This is a genomic window from Microbacterium sp. EG9 (genome assembly GCF_059759475.1).
The window spans coordinates 1,066,782-1,090,740 of the sequence record NZ_CM186217.1 but is presented as its reverse complement, the minus strand read 5'-3'; the positions used below and the strand labels follow the sequence as shown (position 1 = coordinate 1,090,740).

At 69.7% G+C, this 23,959-nt stretch carries 22 protein-coding genes; 8 read left to right on the top strand and 14 right to left on the bottom strand.

What is annotated here, in order from left to right; all coding sequences use genetic code 11:
* Positions 1-33 precede the first annotated feature (33 nt).
* The 5 genes from ctaE to AC6CQV_RS05025 all read left to right on the top strand — a co-directional run bounded on the left by ctaE (position 34) and on the right by AC6CQV_RS05025 (position 4,951).
* Positions 34-678, top strand: a complete 645-nt coding sequence (gene ctaE, locus AC6CQV_RS05045; protein ID WP_060958724.1) for an aa3-type cytochrome oxidase subunit III — start codon at positions 34-36, stop codon at positions 676-678.
* A gap of 20 nt (positions 679-698) precedes the next feature.
* Positions 699-1,499, top strand: a complete 801-nt coding sequence (gene qcrC, locus AC6CQV_RS05040; protein ID WP_060958725.1) for a cytochrome bc1 complex diheme cytochrome c subunit — start codon at positions 699-701, stop codon at positions 1,497-1,499.
* 46 nt (positions 1,500-1,545) lie between these two features.
* Complete coding sequence (gene qcrA / locus AC6CQV_RS05035) at positions 1,546-2,625, top strand: cytochrome bc1 complex Rieske iron-sulfur subunit (RefSeq protein WP_060958726.1); 1,080 nt, start codon at positions 1,546-1,548, stop codon at positions 2,623-2,625.
* On the top strand, positions 2,622-4,445 hold the full coding sequence (qcrB, locus tag AC6CQV_RS05030; protein WP_101306471.1) for a cytochrome bc1 complex cytochrome b subunit: 1,824 nt from the start codon (positions 2,622-2,624) through the stop codon (positions 4,443-4,445). Before qcrA ends, qcrB begins: the two co-directional genes overlap by 4 nt.
* A gap of 86 nt (positions 4,446-4,531) precedes the next feature.
* Positions 4,532-4,951, top strand: coding sequence for a rhodanese-like domain-containing protein (locus AC6CQV_RS05025; protein ID WP_191008688.1), 420 nt, complete (start codon positions 4,532-4,534; stop codon positions 4,949-4,951).
* A 16-nt stretch (positions 4,952-4,967) separates the two neighbouring features.
* On the opposite strand, the gene AC6CQV_RS05020 is transcribed toward AC6CQV_RS05025, so the two are convergent.
* The 6 genes from AC6CQV_RS05020 to AC6CQV_RS04995 all read right to left on the bottom strand — a co-directional run bounded on the left by AC6CQV_RS05020 (position 4,968) and on the right by AC6CQV_RS04995 (position 10,894).
* Positions 4,968-5,765: a PP2C family protein-serine/threonine phosphatase gene (locus tag AC6CQV_RS05020; RefSeq protein WP_061781716.1), complete on the bottom strand. Its 798-nt coding sequence runs from the start codon at positions 5,763-5,765 to the stop codon at positions 4,968-4,970.
* Between the two features lie 20 nt (positions 5,766-5,785).
* Positions 5,786-6,220: a cytochrome c oxidase subunit 4 gene (locus tag AC6CQV_RS05015; RefSeq protein ID WP_060958730.1), complete on the bottom strand. Its 435-nt coding sequence runs from the start codon at positions 6,218-6,220 to the stop codon at positions 5,786-5,788.
* Positions 6,221-7,984 (bottom strand): aa3-type cytochrome oxidase subunit I, encoded by a 1,764-nt coding sequence (gene ctaD, locus AC6CQV_RS05010; RefSeq protein ID WP_060958731.1) that lies wholly within the window; start codon positions 7,982-7,984, stop codon positions 6,221-6,223.
* Complete coding sequence (ctaC, locus tag AC6CQV_RS05005; protein ID WP_498260449.1) at positions 7,984-8,889, bottom strand: aa3-type cytochrome oxidase subunit II; 906 nt, start codon at positions 8,887-8,889, stop codon at positions 7,984-7,986. The genes ctaD and ctaC overlap by 1 nt, the downstream gene beginning before the upstream one ends.
* A 136-nt stretch (positions 8,890-9,025) precedes the next feature.
* Positions 9,026-9,397: an iron-sulfur cluster insertion protein ErpA gene (erpA, locus tag AC6CQV_RS05000; RefSeq protein ID WP_498260448.1), complete on the bottom strand. Its 372-nt coding sequence runs from the start codon at positions 9,395-9,397 to the stop codon at positions 9,026-9,028.
* 93 nt (positions 9,398-9,490) lie between these two features.
* Entirely contained in the window at positions 9,491-10,894 is a 1,404-nt protein-coding gene (locus AC6CQV_RS04995) for a dipeptidase (protein ID WP_191008690.1), read from the bottom strand.
* A 77-nt stretch (positions 10,895-10,971) separates the two neighbouring features.
* Between AC6CQV_RS04995 and AC6CQV_RS04990 the strand changes: the two genes are divergently transcribed.
* Entirely contained in the window at positions 10,972-11,532 is a 561-nt protein-coding gene (locus AC6CQV_RS04990; protein WP_060958735.1) for a DUF3043 domain-containing protein, read from the top strand.
* A gap of 1 nt (position 11,533) precedes the next feature.
* Positions 11,534-12,559: a hypothetical protein gene (locus AC6CQV_RS04985; protein ID WP_498260447.1), complete on the top strand. Its 1,026-nt coding sequence runs from the start codon at positions 11,534-11,536 to the stop codon at positions 12,557-12,559.
* On the opposite strand, the gene AC6CQV_RS04980 is transcribed toward AC6CQV_RS04985, so the two are convergent.
* Genes AC6CQV_RS04980 through dnaE form a run of 5 tightly spaced genes read right to left on the bottom strand, consistent with a single transcriptional unit; the run spans position 12,525 to position 20,046 of the window.
* Entirely contained in the window at positions 12,525-13,556 is a 1,032-nt protein-coding gene (locus AC6CQV_RS04980; protein WP_498260446.1) for a quinone-dependent dihydroorotate dehydrogenase, read from the bottom strand. The two genes, AC6CQV_RS04985 and AC6CQV_RS04980, sit on opposite strands and share 35 nt — an antisense overlap.
* A gap of 52 nt (positions 13,557-13,608) precedes the next feature.
* Positions 13,609-14,073, bottom strand: a complete 465-nt coding sequence (gene nrdR / locus AC6CQV_RS04975; protein ID WP_101306475.1) for a transcriptional regulator NrdR — start codon at positions 14,071-14,073, stop codon at positions 13,609-13,611.
* A 3-nt stretch (positions 14,074-14,076) separates the two neighbouring features.
* Complete coding sequence (gene hisD, locus AC6CQV_RS04970) at positions 14,077-15,393, bottom strand: histidinol dehydrogenase (protein ID WP_060958738.1); 1,317 nt, start codon at positions 15,391-15,393, stop codon at positions 14,077-14,079.
* 9 nt (positions 15,394-15,402) lie between these two features.
* Positions 15,403-16,518 (bottom strand): hypothetical protein, encoded by a 1,116-nt coding sequence (locus AC6CQV_RS04965; protein WP_498260445.1) that lies wholly within the window; start codon positions 16,516-16,518, stop codon positions 15,403-15,405.
* Positions 16,519-16,575: 57 nt separating this feature from the next.
* Positions 16,576-20,046 carry a DNA polymerase III subunit alpha gene (dnaE, locus tag AC6CQV_RS04960; protein WP_498260684.1) on the bottom strand — a complete coding sequence of 1,157 codons (3,471 nt, stop codon included), beginning with the start codon at positions 20,044-20,046 and terminating at the stop codon, positions 16,576-16,578.
* Between the two features lie 152 nt (positions 20,047-20,198).
* Here dnaE and AC6CQV_RS04955 point away from each other — a divergent pair, with 152 nt between their 5' ends.
* A complete protein-coding gene (locus AC6CQV_RS04955; RefSeq protein ID WP_498260444.1) occupies positions 20,199-20,672 on the top strand; it encodes an NUDIX hydrolase in 474 nt (157 codons plus the stop codon).
* Between the two features lie 3 nt (positions 20,673-20,675).
* Here AC6CQV_RS04955 and AC6CQV_RS04950 read toward each other — a convergent pair whose 3' ends face one another.
* The 3 genes from AC6CQV_RS04950 to AC6CQV_RS04940 all read right to left on the bottom strand — a co-directional run bounded on the left by AC6CQV_RS04950 (position 20,676) and on the right by AC6CQV_RS04940 (position 23,957).
* Positions 20,676-22,373 (bottom strand): long-chain-fatty-acid--CoA ligase, encoded by a 1,698-nt coding sequence (locus AC6CQV_RS04950; RefSeq protein WP_498260443.1) that lies wholly within the window; start codon positions 22,371-22,373, stop codon positions 20,676-20,678.
* A 61-nt stretch (positions 22,374-22,434) separates the two neighbouring features.
* Positions 22,435-23,352: an RluA family pseudouridine synthase gene (locus tag AC6CQV_RS04945; RefSeq protein ID WP_061781712.1), complete on the bottom strand. Its 918-nt coding sequence runs from the start codon at positions 23,350-23,352 to the stop codon at positions 22,435-22,437.
* Positions 23,352-23,957, bottom strand: a complete 606-nt coding sequence (locus AC6CQV_RS04940; RefSeq protein WP_498260442.1) for a signal peptidase II — start codon at positions 23,955-23,957, stop codon at positions 23,352-23,354. The genes AC6CQV_RS04945 and AC6CQV_RS04940 overlap by 1 nt, the downstream gene beginning before the upstream one ends.
* Positions 23,958-23,959 lie beyond the last annotated feature (2 nt).

Sequence of the window (23,959 nt, the reverse complement as noted above, 5' to 3'; positions counted from 1 at the left end):
GTGATGCGAAAACCCGGCCCGGAATCAGCCATAATGGGGAGCGTGACGACCACTCCAGCGACCTATTCCCAAGCCTTGCGTTCCGTCAAGCGGCCGGATCCGGTCGCCGTCGGCACCATCGTGTGGCTCGGCAGCGAGGTCATGTTCTTCGCGGGTCTGTTCGCGATCTACTTCACGCTGCGCAACGCCTCCCCCGACCTGTGGGCCGAGAGCACCGGAGACCTCAACGTGCCGTTCGCGGCCGTGAACACGGGGATCCTGGTGCTGTCGTCGTTCACCGCCCAGGCCGGCGTGTTCGCCGCCGAGCGCTTCCAGCCCTACCGCCGAGGCTCGTTCTGGCAGTTCCGTCAGTGGGGCATGGTCGAGTGGTTCTTCCTCACCTTCCTCATGGGAGCCGTGTTCGTCTCCGGCCAGGTCTGGGAGTACGCGACGCTCGTCGCCGAGGGTCTGCCGATCAGCGCCAACTCGTACGCGTCGGCCTTCTACATCACCACCGGTTTCCACGCGCTGCACGTGACGGGCGGTCTGCTGGCCTTCCTCCTCGTCATCGGGCGCGCCTACGCCGTCAAGAACTTCGGACGCAAGGAGATGACGTCCGCGATCGTCGTCTCCTACTACTGGCACTTCGTCGACGTGGTGTGGATCGTCCTGTTCTTCGTCATCTACGTCGTCAAGTGAGAGCGGAGCTGAGTTCCTCCATGGCATCCAAGACCACCCGCCCGAAGACCGGTCGTCGCAGCAAGTGGGCTGCCGCCGCGCTCATCGGCATCGGCCTGCTCGTCACCGGCGGCGTCTATGCCGGCGCCTCCGCGGCGATGGCCTCGACCGAGCCGGCGTCGGCATCCACGACGCTGACGGTCGACGACGGCAAGAAGCTGTTCCAGGCCAACTGCGCCACGTGCCACGGCCTGAACATGGAGGGGACGGCCGACGGCCCGTCGCTCTACGGCGTCGGTGAGCTCGCCGTCGAGTTCCAGATGTCGACCGGTCGCATGCCCCTGCAGATGCAGGGCCCCCAGGCGCCGCAGAAGCCGGCCCAGTTCACCGAGGACCAGATCCGCGCGATCGCCGCGTGGGTCCAGTCGGTCGCTCCCGGCCCGACCTATCCCGACGAGCGGATCCTCGACGGCCAGGGCGACGTCGCCAACGGCGCCGAGCTGTTCCGCATCAACTGCGCGATGTGCCACAACGTCGCCGCGGCCGGCGGTGCGCTCACCGAGGGCAAGTACGCCCCGGCCCTCACCAAGACCAGCCCGCTGCACATCTACGCCGCGATGGTCACCGGCCCGCAGAACATGCCGGTCTTCAACAACATGACCATCACCGACGACGAGAAGCGCGACATCATCTCCTCGCTGATGTACCTGCAGGAGAACGAGTCGGCCGGCGGCTTCAACCTCGGCTCGCTCGGCCCGGTCTCGGAGGGTCTGTTCATCTGGATCTTCGGCATCGGCGCCCTCATCGGCATCACCGTGTGGATCACGGCGAAGTCGAACTGATCGGGCATACGTGGACAACGGCACTGACGTAGGGAACGGACGAGACATGGCACACGAGGAAGACGCACTCGAGCACGAGAGGGCTTCATGGAAGCCCTCCCCCGGGCTCGCCGTCGCCGTCCCCGACCCCGTGCAGAACCCGGGCCTCCCGCCTCACCGGGAGCGCATCACCGACAAGGATCCGGCCGCGATGCAGCGCGCCGTCCGCACGGTCTACACCCTGTTCTACCTCTCGCTCGCGGGGAGCATCTGGGCGGTCGCCGCCTACATGCTGTTCCCGATCGAGAGCGGCCGGATCATCGACATCCGCCACAACAACCTCTTCATCGGTCTGGGCATCGCGCTCGCGCTGCTGGCCATCGGCATCGGCGCGATCCACTGGTCCAAGGCCGTGATGAGCGACAAGGAGTACATCGAGCCTCGCCACGCGACGCGCGGCCGCGACGTCACCCGCGAAGGCGCCGTCCAGGCGTTCCGCGAGGCGAACGAGGAGTCGGGCTTCGGGCGTCGCACCGCCATCCGCGGTTCGCTGATCGCCGCCCTCGTGGCCTCCGTGCTCCCCGGCATCACGCTCTTCCGCGGCCTCGCTCCCGAGTCCAGCACGGCGCACCCGGATGCCGGTGACCCGGTGGCCCTGCTGAGCCACACCATGTGGAAGAAGGGCGAGCGCCTCGCCCACGACCCGACGGGTGAGCCGATCCGCGCCGCCGACCTGACGCTGGGATCCGCCGTGCACGTGATCCCGCAGTCGCTCGCAGACCTGAGCCACCACGACGGCTACCTCGAGCAGAAGGCCAAGGCGATCGTCCTGCTCATGCGTCTGCTGCCCGAGCAGCTCGTCGAGGCCGAGGACCGCAAGGACTGGTCGTACAACGGCATCGTCGCGTACTCCAAGGTCTGCACGCACGTCGGCTGCCCCGTGGCCCTCTACGAGCAGCAGACCCACCACCTCCTCTGCCCGTGCCACCAGTCGCAGTTCGATGTGACGCACGGTGCGGCGGTCATCTTCGGCCCGGCGGCCCGCCCGCTGCCGCAGCTGCCCATCGCCGTGGATGCGGAGGGCTACCTCGTCGCGCAGAGCGACTTCACCGAACCCGTCGGCCCGAGCTTCTGGGAGCGCCATTGAGCACCGCGACTGTCACCGAGACAGGCCCTGACACCAGCCAGCCCCAGGCGACCCGCGACGAGAAGCCGCTGGGCGGCCGTTTCGTGGCCGGTGCGGCGAACTACATCGACGAGCGCACGAGCATCTCGGGTCTCGTCAAGGAGCTCGGCCGCAAGATCTTCCCCGACCACTGGTCGTTCATGCTCGGCGAGATCGCGCTGTGGAGCTTCGTCGTCGTGCTGCTGTCCGGCACGTTCCTGACGTTCTTCTTCCAGGCCTCGATGGTCGAGACCCACTACAACGGCGCCTTCCTGCCGCTGCGCGGCGTCGAGATGTCGGCGGCGCTGGATTCGACGCTGCGCCTGTCGTTCGACATCCGCGGTGGCCTGCTGGTGCGCCAGATCCACCACTGGGCGGCCCTGGTGTTCGTGGCGGGCATCGGCGTGCACATGCTGCGCGTGTTCTTCACCGGCGCCTTCCGCAAGCCGCGCGAGCTGAACTGGCTCATCGGTTTCGTCCTCTTCATCCTCGCGATGGCCGAGGGCTTCACCGGGTACTCGCTGCCGGACGACCTGCTCTCGGGCAACGGCCTGCGCATCATCGACGGCATGGTCAAGGGCATCCCCGTCATCGGCACATGGACCTCGTTCCTGCTCTTCGGCGGCGAGTTCCCCGGCACGCAGATCGTCGGCCGCCTGTACACGCTGCACATCCTGCTCCTGCCGGCCATCCTGGTCGCCCTGCTGGCGGTGCACCTCATGCTGATGATCGTGAACAAGCACACCCAGTTCGCCGGCCCCGGCCGCACGAACAGCAACGTCGTCGGCTACCCGATGATGCCGGTGTACATGTCCAAGATGGGCGGCTTCTTCTTCATCACGTTCGGTGTGATCGTCCTGATCGCGTCGCTGTTCACGATCAACCCGATCTGGAACTACGGCCCGTACGACCCGTCACCGGTCTCCGCCGGCACCCAGCCCGACTGGTACATCGGCTTCGCCGACGGCGCGCTGCGTCTGGTGCCCCCGCACCTCGAGGCCGTGTTCTGGGACCGCACCTGGTCGTTCAACATCCTGATCCCGCTGGTCACCCTCGGCCTGTTCATCGTGCTCGTCGCGATCTACCCCTTCATCGAGGCGTGGATCACGGGCGACAAGCGCGAGCACCACATCGCACAGCGTCCGCGCAACGCGGCCACCCGCACGGCGATCGGCGCCGCCGGCGTGACCTTCTACGCGGTGCTGTGGGCCGCGGCATCCTCGGACATCATCGCGACCCACTTCTGGCTCACGATGGAGGGCGTCATCCACACCCTCCAGGCGCTGCTGTTCGTCGGGCCCGTCCTCGCATACTTCATCACCAAGCGCATCTGCATCGCGCTGCAGAAGAAGGACCGCGAGATCGCGCTCCACGGGTACGAGTCCGGACGCATCGTGCGCCTTCCGGGCGGCGAGTACATCGAGGTGCACCAGCCCGTCGACCAGTACGAGGTCGTCAAGCTCGTCGACTTCGAGACGAACGAGCCGCTCGTCGTGCGTCCCAATGACCAGGGACGCATCCCGTGGCACGAGAACTTCCGCGCCTCGCTGTCGCGGTGGTTCTTCGAGGACCGCCTCTCCCCCGTCACCCAGAGTGAGCTCGAGGCGGCGCGCGCGCACCAGCACCACACGCTGGACCACATCGCCACCGAAGAGGACGCGGAGATCCAGGGCATGCACGAGCGTGCCGGAGTGCCCGACGCGCCGCACCACCCGATCGACGACGGCCACAACAGCGAGACGGCCGTGCGCCCGTCGAACGTGATCGTCCCCGATGACGAGGCGAAGGACGCGAAGGACTGACGTCCGCCGCACGCTGGCAGTCAAGCGGCGAGGAGTGACCGTTCCGGTCCTCCTCGCCGCTTCGTCGTTGCCGTAGCGTCGACGCCATGACCGATGACACCCTCGCCTACTTCTCGGCGAAGCTCGCCCACGAGACCGACCCCTCCGACGTCTACGCCGCGCAGAAGGCCGGCGAGCAGTTCGTGCTCGTCGACGTGCGCGGAGCAGAAGCCTGGGAGCAGGGTCACGCGGTCGGCGCGCTGCACATGCCCTACCGGGACATCGAGGCGCGTGCACCCCGCGAGATCCCGCTCGACACCCCCGTCGTGGTCTATTGCTGGAGCCCGGGGTGCAACGCCGGCGCCAAAGGCGCGGTCGCGTTCGCGCGCCTCGGATACCAGGTGCGCGAGATGATCGGCGGCTACGAGTACTGGGTGCGCGAAGGACTGCCCGCCCAGGGCGCTCAGGGCCCGCTCCCCCGCGTGTTCGACGCCCAGGTCATGGTGGTGCGCCCCGCCTCCGACTGACCCGGGACGACGGCGCTCACCCGGCGAGGGTGTCGATGCCCTCCGCGAACCGATCGGCGGCGGCGCCCGCGAAGCTCGGACGCTCGCCGCGGGGTGCGCCGTTCGCGACGTCGGCGACGACGGCCGTGACGTTGTCGCGGGAGCCGGCCTGAAGGGATGCCGCGACCACCGTCTCGGCGGCCGTCTGAGGACGCGTCACGGTGCGGAGGATGTCGGCGATCGCATCGTCCGGGAGATAGTCGCTGACGCCGTCGCTGCACAGCAGCCAGCGATCTCCTCGCACGGCGATGCGCTCACTGACGCGGACGAGATCGGAGGGCTCACCGCGCAGGGATGCCGTGATGATGTTGCGGCGCGGGTGCGTCATCGCATCCTCTTCGCGCACGATCCCCTGGTCCACCAGCACCTGGACGAAGGAGTCGTCGCGTGTCTGACGGATGAGGTGCCCCTCGCGGAGCAGGTAGCCGCGGGAGTCGCCCGTGTGCGCGAGCAGCAGCGCCCCGCCGCGGCCGAACCACAGACCCGTGAAGGTGGTCGCCATCCCGGCCAGCGAGGGATCGCGCCGCACATGTGCACCGAGGTCCCAGTTCGCGATCCGCACGCGAGCCGTGAGCTCGTCGGCATCCTCGAGGATCGCCCCGCCCGCCACGAGCCGGTGCAAGAACGCGGCGGAGGCGAGATCGCCCGCCGGGCCCCCGCCCACGCCGTCCGCGACGCCCACGCCCCAGGAGGCGACGAAGGCGGCGTCCTGATTGGCGTCGCGGTATCCGCCGACGTCGCTGGAGACGCCGGCCCGCAGGGAGAGAGCCGTCACGGCCGACGTGGCGTCGCCGCTCAGCGCGCGAAGTACCCGCGGTAGTACTCGAACACCCAGCCCACGATCGCGATGACGAAGACACCGAGACCGATGGGAAGGAGGAACGTGCCCACCGCGAGGCCGAGGATGCCGAGGGCTGCCGAGAAGGCGAGCACGAGCGGCCACCACGACCACGGGCTGAACTCACCCATCTCGGGGTCGCCGTCGTCGATGTCGGCCGTCAGCGAGTCCTCGGGGAGCTCGCCGCCCTGGGCGCGGTGCACCCGATCGACGTAGAAGCCGATCATCGCCGCCATGAAGACCGTGAACAGCAGCGCGACGCTGCCGACCCACTCGATCGCGTGGAACCACGGACGATCGGAGTGCTCGATGATGTTCCACCCCGTGTAGAGGGCGAAGCAGAGCAGGAAGAACCCGGAGAGGATCCACCAGAGGTTGACGTTGGTCTTCACTTACTTGACCTTCCCCTCGGCCACGTCGACGACGGGCGCATCGGGCGCGTCCTTCGCCGGTCCCACGCCCACGGGCAACGCGGCCTCGGGGTGGTTGAGGTCGAACGCGGGACGCTCGCTGCGGATCCGCGGGATCGACGTGAAGTTGTGACGCGGCGGCGGGCAGCTGGTGGCCCACTCGAGCGAGCCGCCGTAGCCCCACGGGTCGTTCACGGTCACGCGCGGCGCCTTGCGGGAGGTCAGCCACACGTTGAGGAAGAACGGGATCATCGACGCACCGAGGATCATGGCGCCGATGGTGGACACCTGGTTCTGCCACGTCCAGCCGTCGGCGGCCGAGTAGTCGGCGTAGCGGCGGACCATGCCGTCGACGCCCAGCCAGTGCTGGATGAGGAAGGTCATGTGGAAGCCGATGAACAGCATCCAGAAGTGCACCATGCCGAGCCGCTCGTTGAGCATGCGTCCCGTCCACTTCGGCCACCAGAAGTAGAAGCCGGCGAACATCGCGAACACGACCGTGCCGAAGACGACGTAGTGGAAGTGGGCGACGACGAAGTACGAGTCGGAGAGGTGGAAGTCCAGCGGCGGCGAGGCGAGGATGACGCCGGTGAGGCCACCGAAGACGAACGAGACGAGGAAGCCGAGCGAGAACACCATGGGCGTCTCGAACGTGACCGAGCCGCGCCAGAGCGTGCCGATCCAGTTGAAGATCTTCACGCCGGTGGGAACCGCGATCAGCATCGTCATCAGCGCGAAGAAGGGCAGGAGCACGGAACCCGTGACGTACATGTGGTGAGCCCACACCGACACCGACAGGGCCGCGATCGCGATCGTCGCGTAGACCAGGGTCTTGTATCCGAAGATCGGCTTGCGGCTGAACACCGGGAAGATCTCGGAGACGATGCCGAAGAACGGCAGGGCGATGATGTACACCTCGGGGTGGCCGAAGAACCAGAAGAGGTGCTGCCACAGGAGCACGCCGCCGTTGGCCGGGTCGTAGATGTGCGCACCGAGCACGCGGTCGGCCGCGGCCGCCAGGATCGCCGCGGCGAGCACCGGGAAGGCCATCAGGATCAGGATGCTGGTGACCAGCGTGTTCCACGAGAAGATCGGCAGACGCCACATCGTCATGCCGGGCGCGCGCATCGTGATGATCGTCGTGATGAAGTTCACGGCGCCGAGGATCGTGCCGAAGCCGGACATGCCGAGCCCCAGCATCCAGAGGTTTCCTCCGGCACCCGGAGAGAACGTCGCGCCGGCGAGCGGCTGGTAGGCGAACCACCCGAAGGCGGCGGCGCCCTGCGGCGTGAGGAACCCCGCGACGGCGATGACCGAGCCGAAGATGAACAGCCACAGCGCGAACGCGTTCAGACGCGGGAACGCCACGTCGGGGGCACCGATCTGCAGCGGCAGGATCGCGTTGGCGAAGCCCGCGAACAGGGGCGTCGCGAACATCAGCAGCATGATCGTGCCGTGCATCGTGAAGAGCTGGTTGTACTGCTCCTTCGTGGGAAGGATCTGCATGCCCGGCTCGAACAGCTCCGCGCGGATGATGAGGGCCATCACGCCGCCGAGGAGGAAGAAGATCACCGAGGCGATGAGGTACATGTACCCGATCGTCTTGTGGTCAGTGGAGGTGATCCACTTGACGATGATGTTGCCCTTCTGCTCCACGCGGGTCGAGCTCATCAGCGCGGCCTGACGCGGGGGCAGAGTGGTCGGGCGAGAGGAGGTCTCACCCTGGAGAGGAAGCGTCGTCGCCATCAGTGTTCTCCCTCGGCTTCGGTGGAGGCGCCCGTACCCGGGAAGTTCTGGAGCCGGTCGTAGGCCTTGTTGATGTCACCGGTCTGGCCGGCAGCGCGCAGACCCGCCAGGTACTCCTGGTACTCGGCCGGCTCGACGACCTTCACCTTGAAGAGCATCATCGAGTGGTACTGGCCGCAGAGCTCGGCGCACTTGCCGTCGTACTCGCCGACACGCGTCGGCGTGAAGGACCAGTAGTTGTCCTTCCCGATGTACATGTCCTTCTTGTACAGGAAGTCGATGATCCAGAACGAGTGGATCACGTCGCGCGAGGTCAGCTTGAGCTTGACCGTCTCGTTGACCGGGAGGACGAGGGTCGGCAGTTCGCTGGTGATGTCACCCTTGGCGTCGGTCTGCGCCTGGACGCCCATGGTCCAGACGGCGTCGTCGCCGGCCTCGCAGTCGGCCGTGTCGTCGTTGTACTGGAAGTCCCACGCCCACTGCTTGCCGATCGCGGTGACGCACACGTCGGGGTTGTCGTACTGGGTCTCCAGGATCGCCTGGTCACGGGCGGTGAAGGCGAAGAAGCCGAGCACGAGGATCAGCGGGACGACCGTGTAGAAGATCTCGACCGGCATGTTGTAGCGCAGCTGCACCGGCAGACCCCGCTGGCCGCGACGGCGACGGTACGCGATGGCCGCCCATCCCATGAGGGCCCAGGTGATCACACCGACGGCGAGGAGGACGATCCACGAGTTGACCCACAGCCCCGACACCATCTCGGTGTGGTTCGTGGCCTGCGTTCCATCGTCGGTGAAACCCGGCAGGAAGCCGTTCAGCTCGGTGGGAGTGCATCCCGCGAGGGCGATCGCCGAGGCGATCCCGATCGGGATGACGGCGAGCCGGAGTCGGCGTTTGACGCGCACGGTGCACCTTTCGGGGTCATGAAGGTCGAACACCGTTCAGTCTAGGGCAACCTCCCACACGATTCAGGCCATCCGCCCAGGATGTCTGCCACTATCGGAGGGGTTTTCCCGGCCTGATCTGCGCCGACGTCAGGACTCAGTGGAAGCTGTCACCGCACGCGCAGCTGCCGGCCGCGTTGGGGTTGTCGATCGTGAAACCCTGCTCCGAGATGGTGTCCTTGAAGTCGATCGTCGCGCCGTCGAGATACGGCACCGACATGTCGTCGACGATGACCTCGACACCGTCGAAGTCGACGGCCTGGTCGCCGTCGAGGAAGCGCTCGTCGAAGTAGAGCTGGTAGATGAGGCCGGAGCAGCCGCCGGGCTGCACGGCGACGCGCAGACGCAGGTCGTCGCGGCCCTCCTGCTGCAGGAGGCTCTTGACCTTGTCGGCCGCGGCATCCGTGAGCAGCACGCCGTGGGCGGCCTCGGTGGCGGGGGCGGGGGCGTTCGTGGCGATGTCGGTCATGGCACTCTCCGGAACCTCGGTGATCGAAGCCGTGATGAGACGGCGGGTCTGCTCGATTCTACGCCGCGGGAGCCGACCGGGGCCCGGTCCGGCTCAGCCCTCCGCTGCCGTCCGGCCGTCCAGTTCCTCCAGCAGCAGCGCCTCCGACACGAGCGCGTGGCGGAACGTGTCCAGGTGCAGCGACTCATTGGGGCTGTGCGCACGCGCGTGGGGGTCCTCGACGCCGGTCACCAGGATCTCGGCGCCGGGGAACTCGCGCACCAGGTCGGCGATGAACGGGATCGACCCGCCGATGCCGATGTCGACCGGCTCGACGCCGTAGCCCTCGCGCAGGGCGGTGCGCGCCGCGGTGACCGCGGAGCCGCTCGTGTCGACGAGGAAGGCGTCGCCGCAGTCGACGTCGCGGAACGTCAGCTCCGCACCGAACGGCGCGTGCGCGCGCAGATGGGCCTCCAGCGCGGCGTACGCCTCCCGTGCGGGCTGGCCGGGGGCGACGCGCATGCTGATGACCACCGAGACCTCCGGCGCCAGCGTGTTCGACGCGTTCTTCACGCTCGGCGCGTCGATGCCGGTCACCGTGATGGACGGCTTGTTCCAGATCCGGCTGAGGATCGTCCCCCGCCCGATCGGGCTCACGCCGTCGGGCAGGCCGGCCTCGTCGCGGAGCGTCTCCTCCGTGTACTCGGGCGTCGCGGCATCCCTCTCCGCCAGGCCCGCCACGGCGACGGCGCCGTCGCCGTCCCAGAGGGTCGACAGCAGCGTGATCGTCGCGAGCATCGCATCGGGCACGGCTCCGCCGAACATGCCCGAGTGCGAGGCGTGCTCGAGGGTACGCACCGTGAGGGTGAAGCGGGCGTTGCCGCGCAACGAGACGGTGAGCGCCGGTGTGACGGCGTCCCAGTTGCCGGAATCGGCGACGACGATGACGTCGGCGCGCAGCGCGTCGGCGTTCTCGCGGAGGAACGCCGCGAACGACGCGGAGCCGGCCTCCTCCTCGCCTTCGATGAACAGGTTGACGCCGAGGTCGACGTCATCGCCCAGGACCTCCACGAGCGCGCGGAGCGCACCGACGTGGGCCATGATCCCGGCCTTGTCGTCGGCGGCGCCGCGCCCGTAAAGGCGTCCGCCGCGCACCGTCGGCTCGAACGGCGCCGTCTCCCACAGCGTCTCGTCGCCCACGGGCTGCACGTCGTGGTGGGCGTAGAGCAGGATCGTGGGGCGGCCGTTGCGCGCCGCGCGGGAGGCGAGCACGGCCGGCATCCCCTCGATGCCCGTCTCGGGGACCACGGCGGTCTTGACCTCGACGCGGTCGAAGATGCCCAGGTCGTCGAGGAGCTCCTTGACGGCCTCCGCGCTGCGCGCCACCTCCGCACGATCGAAACCCGGGAAGGCGACGGAGGGGATCCGCACGAGGCGCCCCAGATCGGCGAGGGCGGCGGGGACGGCCGCTTCGGCGGCGTCGCGGACGGCGTGACGGCGGGACAGGTCCGAACTCATGCGGGTAATCTTAGGGGGCAGCTCTCGCGCATCCACGTGCGTGCGCACCACCCGTGAAGACAACGAGGATCCACATCGTGGCCAAGAACCCCGCCGCCCCCGACGCCGCCGCAGACGTCCCCACCGGTCCCGGCAAGAACCGCCCGACGCCGTCGCGCGCCGAGCGGGAGGCGGCCCGCAAGCGCCCTCTCGTCGCCGACACGAAGGAAGCGCGCGCCCGTGCGAAGGCCGAGCTCGCCACGCAGCGGGAGAAGGCGCGGATCGGCATGGCCAACGGGGAGGACCGCTATCTCCCGGCCCGCGACAAGGGCCCGCAGCGCCGGTTCGTCCGCGACGTCGTGGACGGCGGCTGGCACGCGGGCGAGCTGCTGATGCCCCTGATGCTCATCGTGATCCTGCTCAGTCTCATCCCGAACACGGCGATCGTGTACTACGGGTTCGCGGCCCTGTGGCTCTACATCCTCTTCGTCGTCATCGACATGGTGATCACCAGCATCCGGGTGAAGAAGCTCGCGCGCGCGAAGTTCGGCGACCGCATCGAGAAGGGCCTCGGCTGGTACGCGGCGATGCGCACCATCCAGATGCGCTTCATGCGTCTGCCGAAGCCGCAGGTCAAGCGCGGCGGCCGTCCCGCCTGACGTGGCGGTGCGCCCGGACCGCAGCTGGCGTCGCTGGTTCGTCGTCGCTCCGGCGCTGGCCGGGCTCGCGCTCGTCATCGTCGGCATGACGCTGGCCGCGCGGGATGCCGACGGCTTCCCGGCCTACCTCAGCGTCATCGTCGGCGGATGGGCGCTCGCCTTCGCCGCCGTCAACTCCCTGAGCGCACTCCCCCCTCGCCGGCAGTGGACGCTGCACGTGATCCTGGCGGTGTGCGCGATCGCGCTGCTGCCCACGAGCATGGCCGTGCTCGACGCGGTCCGAGGCCTTCCCGAGCCGTGGCGTCGTCCGCTCTTCCAGGCGGCGCTCGGCGTCCCCCCGGCCGCCGGCTGGGTGCTCGTGACGCTGCTGGGACGGGTGTCGAGTCAGATCGACCGCAGCGCATCCCGTCGGGCGCGGGCGATGGCGACGCCCGCCTGGGGCGGAGCCGACAGCCGCCCGGAGCTCACGGTCACGGCATCCCGCCTCTCCCCGCGGCGGCTGACCGCCCTCATCGTGGGGGCTGTCGCGCTGGGCGGCGCACTCGCGCTGACGATCGTGATCCTCGCCGAGCGGTGGGTGCTGCGCCTGCCGCCGCTGATGCTGGTCGTCCTGTTCGGCGGGCTCATCGCCCTCCCCCTCTACGCCGCGGTGCGCGCCCTCGTCAACCGGCGCCGCTCACGCCTGACCGTCCGCTGGAGCACGGGCGCGATCGAGGTGCACACGGCCGCCGGACCGCCCTGGGTGATCCCGTTCGCGATGATCCGACGGCTCGTGTGGTGCGCACGCGGCGACATGGCGCGGCTCGAGATCCACACGGCGAGCCGGAGCGAGACCTTCCTCGTCGGGATGGTGCGCCAGGATGCCGGTGCGGCGTCCGAGCTGCCGCCGTTGCAGCACCGCATGACCCGTGCGCTCGAGCAGGCGGGACTGCGCCCGCGTACCCGGCGGGAGACGGTGCGCTTCGATCGGGCGCCCGAAGGCCGGCCGAGCGTCAGCGCCGCCGACGCGCAGCCAACCCCCGGTTGATCTGACGCGCCCAGAGCGGCCCGCGATAGATGAAGCCCGTGTAGCCCTGCACGAGGTTCGCACCGGCATCCAGTCGCTCCTGCACGTCGTCCGCGGTCTCGACGCCGCCCGCCGCGATGATGCAGAAATCGTCGGGCACCGCGGCACGGACGATCCGCAGCACCTCGAGGGCGCGGCGGCGCAGCGGGGCCCCGGACAGTCCTCCGGCGCCCATCGCCGCGATGGTGCGGGCATCCACGGTCAGCCCGTCCCGCGCGATGGTCGTGTTCGTGGCGACCAGTCCCGCCAGGCCGAGATCGACCGCGAGACGGGCCACGGCGGCGACCTCGTCGTCCTCGAGGTCGGGCGCGATCTTCACCAGCAGCGGCGTGGAGCCCGCGGCATCCCGCACCGCCTCGAGCAGCGGGCGGAGCGTCTCGACGGCCTGCAGGCCGCGCAGGCCCGGCGTGTTCGGCGACGACACGTTGACCACGAGGTAGTCCGCCTCCCCCGCGACGAGCTTCGTGCTGGTGACGTAGTCGGCGGTGGCGTGCTCGACGTCGACGATGCGGCTCTTGCCGATGTTGGCGCCGAGGACGGTGCGCCGAGCCCGGCGCCGCGAACGCTCCAGACGCGCGGCGGCCGCCGCGGCCCCGGCGTTGTTGAAGCCCATGCGGTTGATCAGCGCGCGGTCGGGGATGAGGCGGAACAGTCGCGGGCGCGGGTTGCCGGCCTGCGGGACCGTCGTGACGGTGCCCACCTCGACGTGCCCGAAGCCGAGCGCGTAGAGCCCCTCGCTCATGACGGCGTTCTTGTCGAAGCCGGCCGCGACACCGAACGGCGAATCGAAGACGCGCCCCAGCGCGGGCGTCCGCAGCACGGGGTCGGGCGCCGTCAGCGCCCGGACGATCGGCCGCAACGGCCACACGCCGAACGCGCGGATGACGGGGATCACGAGGTGGTGGGCACGCTCGGGATCCATGTGGGCGAACACGGTGCGGAAGATGAAGGGGTACATCGGCTCCCAGCCTAGGGCTCGCGTCCCGGCGTGCCGCGCGCGGGCGCCGTGTCTAGTCGGCGGCGTCGCGCGCGTGGTCGGCGCGCAGCTGGGCGATCGACGCTTCGAAGTCCTCCAGCGAGTCGAACGCCTGGTAGACGCTGGCGAATCGCAGGTAGGCGACCTCGTCGAGATCGCGGAGGGGACCGAGGATGGTGAGCCCGATCTCGTTCGTGTCGATCTGCGACGCGCCGGTCTGGCGAACCGCCTCCTCGACGGCCTGAGCGAGCACCGCGAGGTCGGCCTCGGTCACGGGGCGGCCCTGGCAGGCCTTGCGCACGCCCGACATGACCTTCTCGCGACTGAACGGCTCGATGACCCCGGAGCGCTTGATGACGTTGAGACTCGCGGTCTCGATGGTCGTGAACCGGCCGCCGCATTGCGGGCACTGCCGGCGTCGGCGGATGCTGAGTCCGTCGTCGCTCGTGCGGGAGTCGATGACGCGCGAGTCGGCGTGTCGGCAGAAGGGACAGTGCACGAGCTACTCCCCCGCCCGCACGTCGGCGAATCGGGCCGTCACGGCTTCGCCGTGCGCCGGCAGCTCCTCGGCGACCGCGAGGGCCACGATCCCGTCGTGCACGGCGCGCAGGGCCTCACGGTCGTACGCGATCACCTGCTGCGGTCGCAGGAACGTGGATGCCGACAGCCCGGCGGCGTACCGCGCCTGACCGCCGGTGGGAAGGACGTGGTTACTGCCCGCGAGATAGTCGCCGAGGCTCACCGGCGAGTTCTCGCCGACGAAGACCGCTCCCGCGTTGACGAAGTCCTCGGGCCGCGGGGCGCGCAGGTGCAGCTCGAGGTGCTCGGGGGCGTAGGCGTTGCTGAACGCGGTCGCCACCGCGAGGTCGTCGACGAGGACGACGGCGGACTGGGGGCCGTTCAGCGCCACGCGCGCGCGGGCTCCGTTGCGCGTGCGCTCGACGCGCTCGGCGACCTGCGCCCGCACGCTCTCGGCGAGCTCGGGCGACCAGGTCACGAGCACCGCGGACGCCTGCTCGTCGTGCTCGGCCTGGCTGATCAGGTCGACGGCGACGAGCGCGGCATCCGCCGACTCGTCCGCGACGATGAGGATCTCCGTCGCGCCGGCCTCGGAGTCGGTGCCGACCAGGCCGCCGACGGCGCGCTTCGCGGCGGCGACGAAGTTGTTGCCCGGGCCCGTCACGACATCCACGGGATCGAGTCCGATGCTCTCCACGCCGTACGCGTAGGCCCCGACGGCCCCGGCACCGCCGATCGCGTACACCTCCGTGACGCCCAGCAGCCGTGCCGCCGCCAGGATGTCGGGGTGCACCCGCCCGCCGAACTCGGCCTGCGGCGGCGACGCCAGCGCCACCTCGCCCACGCCGGCCACCTGCGCCGGGACGACGTTCATCACGACGCTCGACGGGTAGACCGCCTTCCCGCCGGGCACGTACACGCCGGCGCGCCGCACCGGTTGCCAGCGCTGCTCGACGCGTGCTCCCGGCCCCAGATCCGTCGTCGTGGGGGGCGGCACCTGCGCGGCGGAGGCGATGCGCACGCGGCGGATCGCCTCCTCGAGCGCACGCCGGACGGTCGGGTCGAGGTGCTCGAGCGCCTCGTCGAGGTGCGCGGCGGGCACCCGGATGTCGTGGTCGGTGACGCGGTCGAAGCGGGCGGCCTGGTCGCGCAGCGACGCCTCCCCGCGCTCGCGCACGTCCGCGACGATGTCGGAGGCGGCCTGCAGCGCCTCGGCGCGGGCGGCCTGTGCACGCGGCACGGCCGAGAGCAGCTGCGCGGTGGTCAGGTCTCGACCGCGCAGATCGATGGTGCGGAGCATCCGTCCAGGCTACCCGCGTGTGACGCCGGAGACGTCGGTGAGGTAGCCGATGCGTCCGTCTTCGTGGCGCACGACGTACGTGTCACCGCGATCCTCGATGACGAGCGCCCACGCCGTCGGTCCGATGCGGAACAGCGGGGCGCCGTTCTCATCGACGACGTCGCGCTCGACGGGGGCGAGAGCCCAGAACGCCTGCGACGCGGCGGGGGCGACGACGGTCTCGTCGAGGACGGTCGTCTCGGTGACGGGCTCGACGACACCGGTGGCGGTGCCCGCCGCCGCGTCGGCGCCGGTCGCCGCGGCGGCGGTCGGTGCGGCGGCGAAGGCGGGACGGGCGGCCGCGGGCCGCGCGACGACGGGACGCGCCGGGCGCGCGTAGCGGTGGGCCGGAACCTCGGTCCGGTAACGGAAGTCCTCCCCGACCGTGGGCAGCAACGGCGCGAACACGGTGAGTACGACCCCGGCGAGCATGAGGATGAACTCCACCCAGACGACCCAGGTGGCCAGGAAGACGCTTCCGCCGCCGAGCGAGACGAACGAGCTCCACAGGATGCCGAGCCAGACGACGGACGAGACGGTGAAGGCCACCGAGGCGAACTGGTCGATGCCGAGCGAGCCGACGCGACGGATGCCCTGCGGCGAGAGCCGGCGCAGACCGATCAGGAAGACGGCCACGGTGGGCACGCCGATCGTCAGCACCCAGTCGATGCCCGTCCAGACCGAGGGGCCCCAGCCGCGGTTGCCGTAGCTGTAGATCGGGAAGAACGAGACGACGAACGCTACCAGCCAGATCGCGCCCAGCGAGACCTCCCGCACCGAGAAGGGACCGACGCCGTACTGCGGCGACGCGGCCTCGTCGACGCCGTCGGGCCCGTCGGTGATCGCCTGGAACGCCTCGGAGAAGGTCGCGTAAGACACGTCGGGGTCGTCGTCCGACGCCGCGGGCCGGGCAGCGGGCTGCTCGTCGGACTGCGCGGCGGGCTGCTCTGCGGGCTCCGTGGCCGGCTGCTCCGCGTGCGCGGCCGTCGGCTCGTCGTCCGGGCCGGCCGCGGCAGGGACGGAGACGGTGGCGTCCTCCGTCGCGCTGTCGTCGGCGGGGTCGGGGGTGGGCTTCTCGTCGGTCACGTGACGCATCCTTCCGGATCAGAACTCGACTGCGATCCTACTCGGACCGTCGCGGCGTCAGCCGAGACATTGCGGTCCGAGAAGGCCCTTCAGCTCACCGTAGAGATCGACGGTCACGCGCACCTGGGCGGGCACCTCGAACACCTTCGCCACGCCGCTCTTGTGGAGTTTGAGCGTCACCTCGGTGTCGCCCGGATGCCGCGAGAACACCTGGGCCAGTTCGGTGACGATCCGCTCGGTGGCGCGATGTTCCGGCATGAGGAGCACGAGCGAGCCGGTGGCGTCCACGGAACCGAGGTCGGGCGAGAACGCGGACTGACCGTGCAGGTTGAGGCCGTCGTCGCGCCGCGACACGCGCCCCCGCACGACGAGGATGCTGTCCGCCACGAGCATCGACTGGAACTCCGTGTAGGTCTTCCCCATGAACATCACGGTGACCTCACCGTCGAAGTCCTCGACGGTGATCATGCCGTACGGGTTGCCGCTCTGCTTCGCGACGCGGTGCTGCACGCTCGTCACGAGCCCGGCCACCGTCACGATGTCGCCGTCGTTGATGTCGTCGGAGGAGAGCAGATCGTGGATCGAGAGCGACGCGTGCTTCGCGAGCGGGATCTCCAGACCTGCCAGCGGGTGATCGGAGACGTACAGGCCGAGCATCTCGCGCTCGAAGGCCAGCTTGTCCTTCTTCGTCCACTCGGGCCGCGGCGGCACCTTCGGTGGGACGACTTCCTCGGCGGCGTCGTAGAGACTGTCGAAGTCGAACCCGATGGCGCCCTGGGCCTCGTTGCGTTTGCGGTCGACGGCGGCCTCGACGGCATCCTCGTGCACCTCGAGCAGCGCGCGACGCGTGTCGCCCATCGAGTCGAAGGCGCCCGCCTTGATGAGCGACTCGACGGTGCGCTTGTTGGCGACGTGCATCGGCACCGTGTCGAGGAAGTGGTGGAAGCTCGAGAAGCCCTCCTCACCGCGCGCCTCGACGATGCCGTCGACGACGTTGGCGCCGACGTTGCGGACGGCACCGAGGCCGAAGCGGATGTCCTCGCCGACGGCCGCGAAGTAGCGGATCGACTCGCTCACGTCGGGCGGGAGCACCCGGATGCCCATGCGGCGGCACTCGTTGAGGTACACCGCCATCTTGTCCTTGGAGTCGCCGACGCTGGTCAGCAGGGCGGCCATGTACTCGGCCGGGTAGTGGGCCTTGAGATACGCCGTCCAGTACGAGACCAGTCCGTAGGCCGCGGAGTGCGCCTTGTTGAACGCGTAGTCGGAGAACGGCAGGAGGATGTCCCACAGCGCCTGGACGGCCGCCTCGCCGTACCCGCGCTCCTTCATGCCTCCGGAAAAGCCCTCGTACTGCTTGTCGAGCTCGGACTTCTTCTTCTTGCCCATGGCGCGACGCAGGATGTCGGCCTGCCCGAGCGAGAACCCCGCCACCTTCTGCGCGATCGCCATGACCTGCTCCTGATAGATGATCAGGCCGTAGGTGGTGTCGAGGATGTCGCGCAGCGGCTCCTCGAGCTCCGGGTGGATCGGAGTGATGGGCTGCTGGCCGTTCTTGCGCAGCGCGTAGTTGGTGTGCGAGTTCGCGCCCATGGGACCGGGGCGGTACAGCGCGATGACGGCCGAGATGTCCTCGAAGTTGTCGGGCTTCATCAGCCGCAGCAGCGCCCGCATCGGTCCGCCGTCGAGCTGGAAGACGCCGAGCGTGTCACCGCGGGTGAGCAGATCGTAGGCGTCGCGGTCGTCCAGGGTCAGGTGCTCGAGGTCGAGCTCCTCCCCGCGGTTCAGGCGGATGTTGTCGAGCGCGTCGGAGATGATCGTCAGGTTGCGAAGGCCCAGGAAGTCCATCTTGATCAGCCCGAGGGCCTCGCACGACGGATAGTCGAACTGGGTGACGATCTGGCCGTCCTGCTCGCGGCGCATGATCGGGATGATGTCCAGCAGCGGCTCGCTGGACATGATGACGCCCGCCGCGTGCACGCCCCACTGACGTTTCAGACCCTCCAGACCCAGCGCGCGATCGAACACCGTCTTGGCCTCGGGGTCGGTGTCGATGAGCGAGCGGAACTCGCTCGCCTCCTTGAAGCGCGGGTGGGCACTGTCGTACATGCCCGACAGCGGCATGTCCTTGCCCATCACCGCCGGAGGCATGGCCTTGGTCAGCCGCTCCCCCATGCTGAACGGGAAGCCGAGCACGCGGCCGGCATCCTTGAGGGCCTGCTTCGACTTGATGGTGCCGTAGGTGACGATCTGGGCGACGCGTTCGGAGCCGTACTTCGCGGTCACGTAGTCGATCACCTCGCCGCGGCGACGGTCATCGAAGTCGACGTCGAAGTCGGGCATGGAGACGCGGTCGGGGTTGAGGAAGCGCTCGAAGATGAGGCCGTGCTCGAGCGGGTCGAGGTCGGTGATGCGCATGGCGTACGCGACCATCGACCCGGCGCCCGAGCCGCGCCCCGGACCCACGCGGATGCCGTTGTCCTTGGCCCAGTTGATGAAGTCGGCGACGACGAGGAAGTAGCCCGGGAAGCCCATCTGCAGGATGATGCCGGTCTCGTACTCGGCCTGCTTTCGCACCTTGTCGGGGATGCCGCCGGGATAGCGGTAGTGCAGCCCCGCCTCGACCTCCTTGATGAGCCAGCTGTCCTCGGTCTCCCCGGCGGGGACCGGGAAGCGCGGCATGTAGTTGGCGGAGGTGTTGAACTCGACCTCGCAGCGCTCGGCGATCAGGAGCGTGTTGTCGCACGCCTCGGGGTGATCGCGGAACAGCTGTCGCATCTCGGCGGCGGTCTTGATGTAGTAGCCGTCGCCGTCGAACTTGAACCGGTTCGGGTCGTCGAGCGTCGAGCCGGACTGGACGCAGAGCAGGGCCTCGTGCGCGTCGGCCTCGTGCTGGTGCGTGTAGTGCGAGTCGTTCGTCGCGACGAGCGGGATGTCGAGGTCCTTCGCCAGCCGGATGAGGTCGGTCATCACGCGGCGCTCGATCGAGAGGCCGTGGTCCATGATCTCGGCGAAGTAGTTCTCCTTGCCGAAGATGTTCTGGAACTCCGCCGCCGCCGCGCGCGCGGCGTCGTACTGCCCGAGTCGCAGCCGGGTCTGCACCTCGCCGGAGGGGCACCCCGTCGTGGCGATGAGCCCCTTGCCGTAGGTCTGGAGCAGCTCGCGGTCCATCCGCGGCTTGAAGTAGTAGCCCTCCATGCTCGAGAGCGAGCTGAGCCGGAAGAGGTTGTGCATGCCCTCCGTGCTCTGGCTCCACATCGTCATGTGCGTGTAGGCGCCCGAACCCGACACGTCATCGCTCTTCTGGTCGGGCGAGCCCCACGCGACGCGCGACTTGTCGCTGCGGTGCGTGCCGGGCGTGACGTAGGCCTCCAGGCCGATGATGGGCTTGACCCCCGCCGCCTTGGCGGCGTTGTAGAACTCGAACGCGGCGAAGGTGTTGCCGTGGTCGGTCACCGCGATCGCCGGCATCCCGTACTCGGCCGCCGCCTGAGTCATGGCGCCGATCTTCGCCGCCCCGTCGAGCATCGAGTATTCGCTGTGCACGTGCAGATGAACGAAGGAGTCGGTGGCCACCCATCGAGTCTACGAACACCGCCGACATCGCCGGCGGGACGCTCGGGGCTGCGCGTCAGCTCACCTCACCCTCAACCTGAGGGTGAGAGACCTAGGCTGAGCGTATGGCCACCCCCGAGTTCGTCCTGTCCCTCCGCGAGAAGATCGGCGGCGCCCCGCTGCCGCTGGTGGGAGTGACGGCCGTCGTCTTCAAGGACGAGAAGGTGCTGCTCGGAAGACGCGCCGACAACGGCGCCTGGCAGAGCGTCTCGGGCATCGTCGACCCCGGTGAGGAGCCCGCGGACGCCGCCGTCCGGGAGTGCCGCGAAGAGGCAGGTGTCACGGTGCGCGCGACGCGGCTCGCGCTCGTGCAGCAGCTGCCCCGCATCACGTACGCCAACGGCGACCAGGTCGACTACCTCGACCTCGTGTTCCGCTGCGACTGGGTCGCGGGCGAGCCTCATCCCGCCGACGGGGAGCTCACCGAGGTCGGATGGTACGGGCTGGGCGAGCTCACCGACGTGGAGCAGGCCCACGTCCGCAAGATCGCCCTCGCCCTGGCCGAGGACGATCCGGCCGCCTTCGCGGGCGGCCGCTGACCGTCACGGCCGCCGGCGCCGGAGGACCTCCTCGCGCACCTCGCGGCGGATCACCTTGCCGACGAGCGAGCGCGGCAGTGCGTCGAACTCCACGACCGCCCGCGGCACCTTGTACGCCGCCAGATGCGCCCGCGTGAACGCGCGGATCTCGTCGGCGTCGAACACCGACCCCTCCCGCATCACGACGGCCGCCGTGACCGTCTCCGAGCCGTCCGAACGGGGGATCCCCACGGCGGCCGCGTCCGCCACGTCCGGATGCAGCAGCAGCGCGTTCTCCACCTCGCTCGGGCTGATGTTGAAGCCACCGCTGATGATCAGCTCCTTGAGCCGGTCGACGACGGTCACGAATCCGTCGGCATCCACGGCCACGATGTCACCGGTGCGCAGCCATCCGCCCGCCAGGAGCGCGGTCGCCGTCTCGCCGGGCTGGTTCCAGTACCCCTGGAACACCTGCGGACCGCGCACGAGCAGCTCCCCCTCCTCACCGACCTGGAGGTCGCGTGCCGGATCGGCGGGGTCGACCACGCGGATCTCGGTGCTCGGGAACGGGACGCCGACCGTTCCGGGCCGACGCCGCGGCCCCATCGGGTTGCCGAGACTGATCGGCGACGACTCCGTCATCCCGTAGCCCTCGACGATGAGACCGCCCGTGGCCTCCTCCCACCGCAGCACCGTGGACGGCGGCAGCGACATCGCCCCCGAGATCGCGTTGCGCAGACTCGAGAGGTCGACGCCCTCGCGCGCCGTCGCCCGGGCGAGGGCGTCGTAGATCGGCGGGACGGCGGCGAGGAAGGTCGGCGGCGTCCGTCGGATCGCGTCCAGCGTCATCCCCACATCGAAGGTCGGGAACAGCACGATGCGGGCGCCGACCGACAGCGCCGTCGTGAGGCACAGCGTGAGCCCGTAGGCGTGGAAGAGCGGGAGGACCGCGTAGAACACCTCGCGCCCCGGCACGAGGTCGGGCACCCACGCGGCGGACTGCGCCGCGTTCGAGCGCAGATTGCGGTGGGTGAGGATCGCGGCCTTCGGAGTCCCCGTGGTGCCGCTGGTGAACTGGAGCGCGGCGACGTCGTCGACGGCGGGACGGGGGTGTCGCCGCGCGAGCGGACGCGACGAGGCGAGCTCCGCCCACGCGCGCACCCCCTTCGCCCGGGGACGCGCCGAGAGTGCGTTCCGCGCGTCGCGCGCCTTCTTCACCGGCAGCCGCAGCGCCAGGCGGGTGCGGCGCGGCATCGCGTCGATCATGCGCACGGCGACGATGTGGTTCGGACGGATGTCCGCGGGGAAGTCGGCGACGGTGTCCGCCACGGCATCCCACACGACCGCCACGCGCGCGTGGTGCACCTCGAATTGGTGCCGCAGCTCCGGTGCCGTGTAGCGCGGATTGTGCTCGACGACGATCGCCCCGAGGCGCTGCACCGCGTAGAACGCGACGATGTGCTGGGGGCAGTTGGGCAGGATCAGCGCCACGCGGTCGCCGGCGACCACGCCGAGTCTGCGCAGGCCCTCCGCCGCACGCGCGACCTCACGCCCCAGGTCGCGGTACGTCGTCACGGCCCCGAAGAACTCGAGCGCGGGCCGGCCCGGATGCGTGCGGACCGCCTCGTCGAGCATGTCCGGAAGGGTCTGCGTGACGGGCTCGATCTCCGACGGCACCCCCGGCGCATAGGAGGACAACCAGGGACGTTCGGAGAGAGTCACTCCCCCAGGCTAGGCACCGGCATGTACGCCGGTCGGCATGGGACCGGCGTCCGACCCCGCGTCAGCCGCGCAGCACGTCGAGCGCGTGGGCCAGGTCGGCCGGGTAGTCGCTCGAGAACGTGACCCACTCCGTCGTGGCGGGGTGCGAGAACGACAGCTCGTGCGCGTGCAGCCACTGCCGCGACAGGCCGAGCCGCGCCGAGAGGGTGGGGTCGGCCCCGTACAGCGGATCGCCGACGCAGGGATGCCGGTGCGCCGCCATGTGCACGCGGATCTGGTGGGTGCGTCCCGTCTCGAGGTGGATCTCCAGCAGCGCGGCCGACGGGAACGCCTCGAGCGTCTCGTAGTGGGTGATCGAGTCCTTGCCGTCGGGGGTCACGGCGAACTTCCACGAGTGGGAGGGATGGCGGCCGATCGGCGCATCGATCGTGCCCGCGAGGGGGTCGGGGTGGCCCTGGACGACGGCGTGGTAGATCTTGTCGACCTCGCGCTCCTTGAAGGCCCGCTTGAGCGCGGTGTACGCGCGCTCCGTCTTGGCGACGACCATGAGGCCGCTCGTGCCGACGTCGAGGCGATGGACCACACCCTGGCGTTCGGCGGCGCCCGTCGTGGCGACCCGGAAGCCCGCCGCGGCCAGCGCGCCCAGGACCGTGGGTCCCTCCCAGCCGAGCGACGGATGCGCCGCGACGCCCGCGGGCTTGTCGACGACCACGATCTCGTCGTCGTCGTAGACGATCCCGAGGTCGGGCACCGCGAGGGGGACGATCTCCGGCTCGCGGCGGTCTTCCCACTCGAGCTCGAGCCACCCCCCGGCGCGCAGACGATCCGATTTGCCGAGCGGGCGCCCGTCCATCCGCACGCCGCCGGCTTCGGCGACCTCGGCCGCGAAGGTGCGCGAGAACCCCAGCATCTTGGCGAGGGCGGCATCCACCCGGACGCCGTCGAGACCGTCGGGGATGGGAAGGGTGCGTGACGGCATCAGTCCTCGCGCAGCCCGGTGGGCGCGTCATCGGCGTCGGACGCCGACGGCGCGGTCGCGTCGCCGCGGCGCTCACGCGTGCCGTCGAGGCGCACGCCGACGACCACGAGCAGGGCGACACCGATCATCATCGTCACGATGAACATGTCGGCCACGTTGTAGATGGCCGGGTTCATGCCGAGCCACATCCAGGGCGTGTTGATGAAGTCGACGACGTGACCGACCAGGAACCCCGGGTCGCGCAGCACGCGATCGGTGAGGTTGCCCAGGATGCCGCCGAGCAGCAGGCCGAGGACGATCGCCCAGACACGGGAGCGCACGCGCATCACCGTGAGCGAGACGATGACCAGCGCAGCGAGGGTCATCACGACGGTGAAGATCCACGTCTGACCCTCGAGGAGCGAGAACGCCGCGCCCGGATTCCTCGTCAGATAGAACTGCAGGACATCGCCCCACACCGCCACCGGTTCCTGATACGGCAGCGAGGTGAGAGCCAGATGCTTGGTGAACTGGTCGGCGGCCAGCACCAGCGCCGCGAGGATCGCGACGAGGGCACCGGCCGCCGCCCTGTTCAGGGTCTTGTGCTGAGGGGACGGGTCCGTCACCG

What these genes read in the sequence shown, in the direction of transcription:
- ctaE (WP_060958724.1), top strand. Translation starts at nt 34, where the DNA reads ATGGGGAGCGTGACGACCACTCCAGCGACCTATTCCCAAGCCTTGCGT.
- qcrC (WP_060958725.1), top strand. Translation starts at nt 699, where the DNA reads ATGGCATCCAAGACCACCCGCCCGAAGACCGGTCGTCGCAGCAAGTGG.
- qcrA (WP_060958726.1), top strand. Translation starts at nt 1,546, where the DNA reads ATGGCACACGAGGAAGACGCACTCGAGCACGAGAGGGCTTCATGGAAG.
- AC6CQV_RS05025 (WP_191008688.1), top strand. Translation starts at nt 4,532, where the DNA reads ATGACCGATGACACCCTCGCCTACTTCTCGGCGAAGCTCGCCCACGAG.
- ctaD (WP_060958731.1), bottom strand. Translation starts at nt 7,984, where the DNA reads ATGGCGACGACGCTTCCTCTCCAGGGTGAGACCTCCTCTCGCCCGACC.
- erpA (WP_498260448.1), bottom strand. Translation starts at nt 9,397, where the DNA reads ATGACCGACATCGCCACGAACGCCCCCGCCCCCGCCACCGAGGCCGCC.
- AC6CQV_RS04995 (WP_191008690.1), bottom strand. Translation starts at nt 10,894, where the DNA reads ATGAGTTCGGACCTGTCCCGCCGTCACGCCGTCCGCGACGCCGCCGAA.
- AC6CQV_RS04980 (WP_498260446.1), bottom strand. Translation starts at nt 13,556, where the DNA reads ATGTACCCCTTCATCTTCCGCACCGTGTTCGCCCACATGGATCCCGAG.
- hisD (WP_060958738.1), bottom strand. Translation starts at nt 15,393, where the DNA reads ATGCTCCGCACCATCGATCTGCGCGGTCGAGACCTGACCACCGCGCAG.
- dnaE (WP_498260684.1), bottom strand. Translation starts at nt 20,046, where the DNA reads ATGCTCGACGGGGCGGCGAAGATCGGCGCCATGACTCAGGCGGCGGCC.
- AC6CQV_RS04955 (WP_498260444.1), top strand. Translation starts at nt 20,199, where the DNA reads ATGGCCACCCCCGAGTTCGTCCTGTCCCTCCGCGAGAAGATCGGCGGC.
- AC6CQV_RS04945 (WP_061781712.1), bottom strand. Translation starts at nt 23,352, where the DNA reads ATGCCGTCACGCACCCTTCCCATCCCCGACGGTCTCGACGGCGTCCGG.